This is a genomic window from Paenibacillus sabuli, from assembly GCF_014705605.1.
Lineage (GTDB): Bacteria > Bacillota > Bacilli > Paenibacillales > Paenibacillaceae > Paenibacillus_D > Paenibacillus_D sabuli.
Genome location: NZ_JACXIZ010000013.1, coordinates 159,283 through 169,981, shown reverse-complemented (window position 1 = coordinate 169,981; position 10,699 = coordinate 159,283). Strand labels below are relative to the sequence as shown.

8 protein-coding genes are annotated in these 10,699 nt (G+C 57.6%); all 8 read left to right on the top strand.

Annotated elements, in window-relative coordinates:
• The first annotated feature begins 110 nt into the window (after window positions 1-110).
• The 8 genes from IDH44_RS07560 (at window position 111) to IDH44_RS07525 (ending at window position 10,602) form a co-directional block, all read left to right on the top strand.
• On the top strand, window positions 111-1,058 hold the full coding sequence (locus IDH44_RS07560; protein WP_190916364.1) for an ABC transporter permease: 948 nt from the start codon (window positions 111-113) through the stop codon (window positions 1,056-1,058).
• A 2-nt stretch (window positions 1,059-1,060) separates the two neighbouring features.
• The gene (locus tag IDH44_RS07555) at window positions 1,061-1,939 is read left to right on the top strand and encodes a carbohydrate ABC transporter permease (protein WP_190916362.1); all 879 of its coding nucleotides are present in this window, start codon (window positions 1,061-1,063) and stop codon (window positions 1,937-1,939) included.
• A gap of 50 nt (window positions 1,940-1,989) precedes the next feature.
• Window positions 1,990-3,561 (top strand): extracellular solute-binding protein, encoded by a 1,572-nt coding sequence (locus IDH44_RS07550; RefSeq protein WP_190916249.1) that lies wholly within the window; start codon window positions 1,990-1,992, stop codon window positions 3,559-3,561.
• A gap of 200 nt (window positions 3,562-3,761) precedes the next feature.
• The gene (locus IDH44_RS27110) at window positions 3,762-5,543 is read left to right on the top strand and encodes a cache domain-containing sensor histidine kinase (protein ID WP_190916247.1); all 1,782 of its coding nucleotides are present in this window, start codon (window positions 3,762-3,764) and stop codon (window positions 5,541-5,543) included.
• Window positions 5,540-7,258, top strand: a complete 1,719-nt coding sequence (locus IDH44_RS07540; protein ID WP_190916245.1) for a response regulator transcription factor — start codon at window positions 5,540-5,542, stop codon at window positions 7,256-7,258. The genes IDH44_RS27110 and IDH44_RS07540 overlap by 4 nt, the downstream gene beginning before the upstream one ends.
• Before the next feature lie 112 nt (window positions 7,259-7,370).
• Window positions 7,371-8,264: a carbohydrate ABC transporter permease gene (locus IDH44_RS07535; RefSeq protein WP_190916243.1), complete on the top strand. Its 894-nt coding sequence runs from the start codon at window positions 7,371-7,373 to the stop codon at window positions 8,262-8,264.
• Complete coding sequence (locus IDH44_RS07530) at window positions 8,246-9,130, top strand: carbohydrate ABC transporter permease (RefSeq protein ID WP_223869455.1); 885 nt, start codon at window positions 8,246-8,248, stop codon at window positions 9,128-9,130. The genes IDH44_RS07535 and IDH44_RS07530 overlap by 19 nt, the downstream gene beginning before the upstream one ends.
• Window positions 9,131-9,255: 125 nt before the next feature.
• Window positions 9,256-10,602, top strand: a complete 1,347-nt coding sequence (locus IDH44_RS07525; RefSeq protein ID WP_190916241.1) for an ABC transporter substrate-binding protein — start codon at window positions 9,256-9,258, stop codon at window positions 10,600-10,602.
• The last annotated feature ends 97 nt before the right edge of the window (window positions 10,603-10,699 follow it).

Genomic DNA, 10,699 nt, shown 5'->3' with positions numbered 1-10,699 from the left:
CATGCAATGACGCCGCGCTGCCGTCCGGAGCGGGAGCGGCGTCTTTCCTGAAATGAATGACGCACAGCGAAAGAAGTGGGAAGTGGGATGAAGTGAACAAACAGCTGCATATGAAGGCAAGACCGACAAGCACCGAGCAAGGGGGGCGAAACGGCTCTCGGTTTTTGAAGACGTTGATTCGCGACAAATGGTTATATTTGATGTTGTTTCCGGGTGTCTTTTATTTCTTGCTCTTTAAGTATGGTCCAATGTATGGTTTGATTATCGCTTTTCAGAACTTCCAGCCTGTTTTGGGTGTGTCGGGAAGCGAGTTCGTCGGTTTCAGGCATTTTACGCGCTTGTTTACGGAGCCGATGTTCTGGACATTGTTTCGCAACACGCTAATATTGGCGGTTTACAATATTGTGTTCTTTTTCCCTGCGCCGATATTGCTTGCGCTCTTACTGAATGAAGTGCGAATGAAGTTTTTCAAAAACACGGTTCAGATGCTGATCTATATCCCCCATTTTATTTCATGGCCGGTTGTCGTCGGTCTCTGCTACGTGCTGTTCACGATCAACGGAGGAATCGTGAACGAGATCATCATCGGTCTGGGCGGCAATGAGTTGAATGTTTTGATGAACGAAAGCGCTTTTCGTCCCATGATTGTCGCACAACAGATATGGAAAGAAGTCGGCTGGGGAACGATCATCTTTCTCGCCGCTCTCGCGGGAGTGAACGTAGAATTGTATGAATCAGCCAGAATGGACGGAGCAAGCCGTTGGCGCCAGATGTATCATATTACGCTGCCGGCGATTCGGAGTACGATCATCATACTCTTTATTCTGAGACTCGGTTCTTTCATGGATTCAGGCTTCGAACAAATTTTCCTTATGGTTAACGCGCTGAACCGGAATGTCGGCGAGGTGTTTGATACTTATGTGTACTCCGTTGGTCTGATTGGAGGTCAATTCAGTTACAGCACCGCCGTCGGACTGTTCAAATCAATTATTGGCCTCCTTCTGGTCGTCGCAGCCAACCGGCTGGCCAAGTTGTGGGACGAGGAAGGAGTGTATTGAATATGGGAGCCCGGCACCAGACATGGGGGAGCAGAACATTTGATATTTTCAATCATCTCTTCCTGAGTATTATTGCGTTGCTGATGCTTTTGCCGTTGCTCTATGTCATTGCAGGCTCTTTTGCATCGGATGCGGAGTTGTCCGTTAAGCAAATCGTGTTGATTCCGACAGAACCTACGCTGGATTCGTACCGCTATATCTTATCATCGGGCATTATTTTTCGCAGTCTCCTAAACTCGATCTTCATTACGGTTATTGCGACAGCGATCAATATGTTGTCGACGGCGATTATGGCTTACCCGTTATCGCGTGTGACCCTGATGGGCCGAGGCTGGATTATGAAAATGGTTGTGTTTACGCTGTTGTTCCAAGGAGGGTTGATTCCCAACTATTTATTGGTCAGAGAGCTGGGATTGCTTGATTCCTATTGGTCCTTGTGGTTACCCGGAGCAATTGCGGCCTTTAATCTGATCTTGTTGAAAAACTTCTTTCAACAGCTTCCGGACGGGATTGAAGAGGCGGCGAAAATCGACGGTTGCAACGATATGCAAATTTTGATCCGAATTGCGCTGCCCTTATCGATGCCTTCTATCGCGGCGTTGACTTTGTTCTATGCAGTTGGAAACTGGAACAGCTATTTTCCGGCGCTGATGTACATCGGGGATTCGTTGAAATGGCCGATTCAGGTATGGTTGCGTCAAATCGTCATTCTGTCGCAAGCCGGCTTTGACGTAAACGCCAACATGGAGGATTATGTGCAGCCGCCCGAGACGACCAAGCTCGCTGTGATTTGCGTGGCCACGATCCCGATTTTAATGGTCTATCCCTTCCTGCAAAAATATTTTGCCAAAGGGATGCTGCTGGGCTCGGTAAAAGGATGATTGGACATGAAACAAAGACAAAAAGGGGTGTATGGGAGTTGAAGATGTACGTGGGAAAAGCAATGAAGCACAAACGGGTCACGTTAGCGATCGTATTGCTCTTGGTGTTAATGGTATTGGCGGCATGCAGTTCGTCAAATGCTCCCTCTGACGCTGATGGAACAAATGCAACTGTGGATGAGGGCGGTGCACCGGAAAAATCCGCAGGCGAAGATGCCGTGAAAGAAGAGGATCTGGAGCCGCTTCCGATTTCGTTTATGATTCCGCTTTATGACGCACAGCCGCATCGACTGGAAGGCAATCCTGCCGTAGAGAACTACGAGTCGCTATTGAACATCGATTTGAGTATCGATTATGTGCCGAGCGCAAATTACGAAGATAAGCTGAGCCTGACGCTGGCCGGCGGCGAAATGCCGGATGTGTTGATGGTTCCGGCCCGGTCTCTGAAAAGCACCGTCTTCATCAATGCGGCTCGAAATGACGTTTTTTGGGATTTGACGGATGAATGGGAAAAATATCCGAATATGAAAAGCATTTTTAATCAAACGATGCTGGCCAATATTTCGGTGGACGGCCGCCAATACGGCATTGCCATTCCCCGTCCTACCGCTCGCGTAGGCATGCTGTACAGGGAGGACTTATTCGAGAAGCATGCTATCAAAGTGCCGGACACGTTGGAGGAATTCTATGAAGCGGCCAAACTGCTGAAGGAAAAAGAGCCGGATATTATACCGTTCTCTTTCGTTGATCAACTGGGCGAAACGCCTTGGAATGGTATTGATCTGCTGACGGTGTCGGAAGGCGGCTTCAGCATCTGGGGAGAGGTGGACGGAGGTTTACAGCCTTACTATGAGACGGAGCCTCATTTAACAGTGTTGAATACGCTCCGCACGATGTATTCGGAGCAATTAATCAATCGTGATTTTGCCATTGTACAGGGCGCACAGAAGAAAAATCTGATTAAAACCGGAAAAGCGGCCATGTATTTCACAGCCTATGATGATTTGATGGGCATTTCCGATGATCTCGCTCAGGTTATGCCTGACGCAAAGCTTGCGCTCAAGCCGGCTTTTAAAGAATTAACCAATGCAACAAGCGGCCACAACGGCGTATTCGCGCTGCCGAAATCAACGGTGACGACCGAGGAGAAGCGCGATGCGATTCTTTCTTATTTTGAACGTGCATTGGATGATGAGATTCGTCGAGCACGAGGATACGGAATCGAAGGCGAAACCTACGAACTCGTTGACGGCATTCCGACATTCATCAGCGAAGAGATTCGGACCGAATATACCACTCATGTAAGGGCGCTGTCCAACACGTTCATCAATCCGACAGTTACGCGTTTGCCGACGGATACGCCGCTCCAGACTCAAGTAAAGGATGCTTTTGAAAAATATGCCGAACTTGCAGTTCCCAATGCCATTGATCCGTTTGTCTCGGAAACGTATACGGAGCGCGGCGGTGAACTGGATAAAATCTTGTATGATGCGCGCGTGAAGTTTATTATGGGCGAGCTGGATGAAGCGGGATATGCTTCGGAAATCAAAAAATGGCGTTCCCAAGGCGGAGAGCGCATAATTGAGGAATATTCCGAAGCGTTCAGACGGATGAAAAAATGATTTCAAAAAGGGCGTCCTGGCCAAGGCCAGGACGCCCTTTTTATGTTGTACCCCTTATTCTAACCGCCTCCCGACGATTCGAAGAAGGGGGATTTCTCAGCAAAATTCGGCTTATCCTCAGCGATTGCCTCCATTTGGCCGCGTGCTTGCGCCCGGCGCGAAGCGGGGCTATACTCGGTACGTGAAGAGGAGGGCCTCCCGTGACCAACAAGCTCAATCCGTTGCGTTCGATCCGCGGCAAGCTGGTGCTGTCGCTGCTGGTGCTCGTGATCGTGCCGACCTTGCTCATATTCTGGAACTACGCGCATACGTCCCGAAAAGTGGTCGCCGAGGAGGTCAACAGCGCCAATCAGGAGCTGGCAGACCGGGCCGCCGAGGCGATCGACGACGTCGCGACGCGCATGATCAGAGCGCTCTTTTTGCTGGAGACGGACTTCGAGGATTACTACGTCACCGGCCCGGCGGACTGGACGGCGAACTACGCCGACTATGCCAAGGTGCATCTGCTGCAGCGCCGGATGGCCTCGATTCGGGATCTGCTGCTCGACAGCAGCGCCTTCCTGATCTATACCGACCGGCACGGGCTGGCGGTGTCGACGTTCTACTCCTTCGACATGCTGGCCAATTACGCCATTCTCGTGGAGCAGGACTGGTACCGCGAGGGCGAGCGGGGCGGCGGCTTCCCGCAGTGGCAATTCCCGTACCGGCTCGTTCCGGGGATGGGTAGCACCGAGGTCGGGCGCAGCGAAGGGTACCTGGCGCTCTCCCGCTCGCTGCGCGATGAGACCGAGCTCGGGGTGGCGCTGATCGGCATCCCGATCCAGGCGGTGTTCGCGCATCGGACGCCGCCGCAGGACGGGGAGCTGCCGTCGCAGCTGCTCTGGGACGGCGAGCATGCGCTGCTCGATGCGCAGGGCCGCACGGCGCTCGCCCTCAGCGCGTCGGAAGCGGCCGAGCTGCGCAGGCCGGGCGGCGCGATCAAGCGGCTCACCCGGGATGGACAGACCTATATGGCCAATGTCTCGCCGGTCGAGGAGATCGGCGCCTCCGTCGTCAGTCTCGTGCCGGAGGAGCAATTCCTCGAGCAGCTCACGGCCAAGCAGAGCCAGTCGCTGTTGTGGATTGTGGTCGTCTTTCTTGTCAGCGCGCTCGTATTTGCGCTCTTCCTGTTGCGCTTCACGCGGCCCATCTATGCGATGCTGCGTTCGATGCGCAAGGTCGGAGCGGGCGACTTCAAGACGGCGGTTGCGGTCAGCGGCCAGGACGAGATGGCCTTGCTCGGCCGCAACTTCAATCAGATGGTGAGCCGGCTGGACGAGCTGCTGCGCCGGCTGGAGGAGGAGCGGCAGCTCAAGGAAGAGGCGCATTTTCAATCGTTGCAAGCCCAGATCAATCCGCACTTCCTGTTCAATACGCTCAACTCGATCAAGCTGATGGCGATGCTCTCCAATACGAACCGCAACGTCAGCGATATGATCACCGCGCTGGGCAAGCTGCTCGAATTCTCCATGAAGATGCATCAGCGCTTCGTCACGCTCGGGCAGGAGATCGAATATCTGGAGCTGTACATGGCGCTGCAGAAGATCCGTTATCCGGATCAGATCGCACTCGATATCGAGGTCGATCCGGCCTTGCGACGGCTGTATATGCTCAAGTTCACACTGCAGCCGCTCGTAGAGAACAGCATCGTTCACGGTGGCCGTATGCCGCTCGCCATCACGGTGCGCGCCGCCGCGTCGGAAGGCGTGCTGCGCATCGCCATTCGCGATGACGGCGTCGGCGTGCCGGAGGAGCGGCTGCCGGAGATACGCGAGCGACTCGTGCTGGAGCAGACCAAGTACAGCGGGATCGGCCTCTCCAATGTCGACCGCCGCATCAAGCTGTACTTCGGACCGGCGTACGGCATCACACTGTCCAATATTGCGGCGGGCGGGCTGGAGGTGGCGGCCGTCTTTCCGCTATGGGAGGAGCCTCGGGAATGAACGAATCAGAAAAGAACAAATCGGCAAAACACGAAACGGTTGCGAAGGAGACGGTACTGGACGACTCGACGACGAATGTACTCATCGTCGACGACGAAATTTTGGTGCGGCTGTCCTTGAAGACGTTGATTCCCTGGGAGGCGCACGGCTTCCGGATCGCCGGCGAGGCGCAGAATGGCCGCGAGGCGCTGCGCCTCATGGAGAGCGCCCCCTGTCAGATCGTCCTGACCGACATCCGCATGCCGGAGCTGGACGGCCTGTCGCTGATCGCGGAGATTCGCAGCCGCTGGCCGCAGACCAAGTGCGTGATTCTCTCCAATCACAACGACTTCGACTACGTGCAGCAGGCGCTGCGGCTGGGCGCGGTCGATTATGTGCTCAAGCTCGCCTGGGTGCCGGAGGAGCTGCTGGCGATGTGCCGGCGACTGCAAGACGAGGTGCGGCAGGAGGCGCTTCAACTGGCGGCGCAGGACGAGGTGGCCTTCCGCCTCGATCGGCTCGATCGCGAGACCAAGGACCGGCTGCTGCTCAATCTGCTCACCAAGCAGGCGAGCCGCCTCGAGATCGAGCGTGCGGCAGAGGGGGTAGAGCTGGCATTCGATACCCGGCGCTTCAAGGTGGCGCTCGTATCGATCGACGCGTATGAGGCGGTACTGGGGGAGAATCGCTTCAAGAGCGAGCAGTTGCTCAATTACACGGTGGCGAATGTGCTGGGTGAGATTCTGAACGGGCACGGCGGCGGCGAGCTGGTGGAGATCAGCGGCGGCCGCTTCGCGATCGTCGCCTCGCGGATTCTCCCTGAGCTGCTGGAGCAGCTGCGCGAGGCGACGGGCGCGTATGTCCGCATCTCGATCAGCTGCGGCGTCTCGGCGGCCTGCAGCGGCCTCGGTACGCTGCAGGCCGGTTTCGAACAGGCGCAGCGCGCGCTCGAGCGGCGTTTTTTTCGCGGGGAAGGGGCCGTGGTCCGAGCGGACGAAGCCGGGGCGGAGGCGCGCGATCCGGCGCGCCCGGAGCAGGGCGACGACGCAATCGGCGCGCAGTCGCTGCGAGAATTCGGGATTGTCGACGAGACGCGCTGGCAGGCCTTGCTGGCCGCAGGGGAGGAAGCGGCGGTCGTGCGCGAGTGGGCGCGCTGCTGCGATCGCTGGCAGGTGCTGGAGGCTGCGGGGGCAGAGGCGGTGCGCGAGGAGCTGCTGCGTCTGCTCTACCTGTTTGGCGACCGGGTGCTGGAGCCGGCGGGCAAGACGATCTACACCGTGCCGGAGCATGAGGGGCGCTATCCCTTCGACGTGATCCGCAATGCGCAGACGCTGGCGGAGATCCGTGGCTGGCTCGGCCAGTGGCTCGCGCTGGCGCTGCGGTATGCGCAGGAGGCTTCAGGCACGCGGTATCGGCCGGAGATTCAGCGCGTGCTGGAGATGATCCATCAGGAATACGGCAGGCCGCTCAAGGTGTCGGATATGGCCAGGCGCGCCGGCTTTGCGGAGAATTATTTGAGCGTGCTGTTCCGCAAGGAGACCGGCCAAAAAATCGTCGATTACCTGACGGCGGTGCGCATGGAGAAGGCCCGCGAGCTGCTGCGCGACCCCGTCTACAAAATCTACGAAATCGCGGAGCTCGTCGGCTACCGCGACGCCAATCATTTCAGCAAATACTTCAAAAAAATCGAAGGGGTGTTTCCCCTCGAATTCCGTAAAATGGCGCAGCGAAAGTAAGGCAGAGGCAATCGCGCGCTCATTTCTTATAATATGACGGCTTCTCCTTAGTTTTTCACCTTCCGCCCGCTCGCGGCTGCCCGTATACTGGCTCCAAGAGGTGATCAGGGCGATGAAGTGGACCGAAAAAAACCGGGAAAATCTGGCCGGTTATCTGTTTATTATGCCGAGTGTGCTCGGGTTCGCCTTTTTCATTCTGCTGCCGCTGCTCTTCAGCCTGGCGCTGGTGTTCACCGAATGGGATTACCTGCGCGGGCTGGACGGGCTGTCGTTCAGCGGATTGGCGAACCTGCGCGAGGCGCTGCAGGACGAGCTGGTGTACAAGTCGCTCAAAAACAACGTGCTGTTCTCCGTCGTGAGCGTGCCGGCGGCGATGCTGATCGGCCTCGTCTTCGCGACGGCGCTCAACAAATTCGTCTACCTGAAAAGTCTGCTGCGGACGCTGATCTTCCTGCCGTACATGAGCTCGCTGGTCGCGATCTCCGTCGTCTGGCGCGTACTGTACCACTCCTCGGAAGGGCCGATCAATGCCTTCCTGCGCGCGCTCGGCCTCGCCGATCCGCCGGGCTGGCTGGCGAGCCCGGACTGGGCCTTGCCGGCGATCATCATCATGACCGTGTGGACCTACATCGGCTATGCGATGGTGCTGTATCTGGCCGGTCTGCAAGGCATCTCCAGGGACCTGTACGAGGCCGCCGATATCGACGGCGCGACCGGGCTGCAGCGTTTCCGCGCCATTACGGTGCCGCTGCTCAAGCCGACCAGCTTTTTGATCGCAATTACGCTCATTATCGCCTCGTTCCAGGTGTTCGCTTCGGTGCAGGTGATGACTGACGGCGGCCCGATGCAATCGACGACGGTGCTGGCCTTGTATATTTACCGGCAGGCGTTTGAGTTCCGCGATATGAGCTACGGGGCGACGATCTCATGGGTGCTGTTCCTCGTCATCTTTGTCGTCACTATGATTCAATGGAGGACCCAGAAAAAATGGCAAAATCAATTCTGATGCCGCAGCGGGCCGGCGTGTCGCACACCTGGGCCAGGACGCGACGCGAGCGGCTCGTCAAAACCGTCATGACCGCGCTGTTCCTCGGCATCGGGCTGCTGATGGTGCTGCCCTTCCTGTGGATGGCCTCGGCCTCGTTCAAAAATGCCGCCGATATTTTCGTCTACCCGGTGCAATGGATTCCGCAATCCTGGGATCTGTACAACTACAAGAAAGTCTGGCTGGAGCCGGTGTGCTTCGCGGTCTACTACTGGAACTCGATCAAAATCACGTTCCTGCAGGTGCTGGGCACGCTCGTGACGAGCTCGCTCGCGGGCTTCGCCTTCGCCAAGCTGAACTTTCGCTTCAAGGAGCCGCTCTTCCTGCTGTACCTGGCGACAATGATTATTCCGCAGCAGGTGCTGTTCGTGCCGCGCTTCATCATGTTCGACTATATGGGACTGGTGAATACGCATATCGGCATCATCCTGCCGGGCATGTTCACGGTGCTGGGCACGTTCCTGATGCGTCAATTCTTCAGCACGCTGCCGGGCGAGCTGCTGGAGGCGGCCAAGGTAGACGGGGCAGGCTACTGGCGGATGTACTGGCAGATCTCGCTGCCGCTCACCAAGCCGGCCGTCGTCACGCTCCTGATCCTCGCCTTCACCTGGCACTGGAACGAATACGAGAACCCGCTCATCCTGCTGCGCGACCGCGAGCTGTTCACGATCCCGATCGGGCTGTCCAGCTACATGGACGAGAACGGCACGAACTATCCGCTCATCATGGCTGCATCGTGCTCGGCGCTCGCGCCGCTGATCCTGATCGTGGCGATCTGTCAGCGCTGGTTCGTCGAGGGCATCGCCAGCACGGGGCTGAAGGGGTGAAGGCGCGGCTTGCGGAGCTTCTGAGAATATGACGGCAGATTAAAAGAAAAGCACATGGGCAGCGCTCGCGCCGCTTGTTATAACTGTATCGTAGGCAAATTAACTGCTATCAGGGGGTATGGAACATGAAGAAGAAAGCGCTCTACACGATGTCGCTGCTGCTCGCGGTCACGCTGCTCGCAGCGGCCTGCGGGGGCAACGGGGAAGGCCATCCGGCGAGCGAGGGCAACGGCGGAGAAGGAGGCTCCGCCTCCGCTGATGCGGTGCAGCTCCGATTCTGGGGCGGGGTGCCGCCGGAGTCCGGACCGCAGGCGGTCGTCGACACGTGGAATGCGGCCCATCCGGACATCCAGGTGGAATACATTCGCTTCGTCAACGACGAGTCGGGCAACACCAAGCTGGATACCGCGCTGCTCTCCTCCAACGACGTGCCCGATCTGTACGTCACCTATAGCGATGCGAATCTGAACCGCCGCATCGACGCGGGCATGTCGGCGCCGCTGGACGAACTGGCGGCGGGCGCCGACTTCGATATCGATGCGGTGGTCGGCAAGGACAATTTGAATGTCAAGGACGACAGCATTTACTACTTGCCTGCGACCAAGACATACCAGACGATGCTGATCAATATGTCGGCGCTGGAGGCGGCCGGTGCGGACGTGCCGCGCGCGTGGACGTGGGACGAATTCGCCGAGCTGGCGCGGACGTTGAATCAACCGGGACAGTACGGCGCTTATTTCAACCCCGGCTGGGAGCCGATCGCCTACGACATGTCGATCACGGCCGATCCGGTCGACGTATACTACGGCGAGGACGGGATGTCCACCTTCCGATCGCTGCCGAGCTTCCGCGAGGGACTGGAGCTGCAGAAGGCGCTGATCGACGAGCAGGTCACCTATCCGTTCGCCGAGGCGAACATGAACAAGCTGCAGCCGCAGGACGAGCTGCTGAACGAAAAAGCGGCGATGGTGTTCACCGGCACGTACCTGATCCGCTACATCAAGGACGAGCAGGCGTATCCGAACCGCGACTTCCAGGTGGCCTTCGCCCCGGTGCCGCAGTACGAGGCGGGCACGAATGTCAATTCCGGCGGGATGGGCGACTACATCATGATCAATCCGAAAAGCGAAAATAAGGAAGCGGCCATGGCGTTCCTCGCCTGGTACCTGGAGGAGGGCAACATGGAGCTGGTCGCAGGCGGGCGCGTGCCGTCGAGCAAGCAGGCCGACATGGGCGAGGTGGCCGATCTGTTGATCGGAGACTATGCGAAGTACATCGACAAAGAATCACTGACGCATCTGCTGGCGGCGGACGTGACCTTCAAGCAATTCACCCAGACGACGGCGCAGTCCGAGATTCAGAAGGCCTTCAAGGAAGAAGCGGAGAAGTACTTCATGGACGCGCAATCGATTGACGAGACGATCGACAGTCTGACACAGCGCGCGGACGAGGCAATCGCCGCTGCGAAGTAAGGGTTGCCGGTCCGCCGGCCCGCATCCCGGTCTGATGGCCAGCGCCGCGACCGGACGGAATGCGGCGTCGGCGCCGGCAGCTGTACGAAGGGAGGAG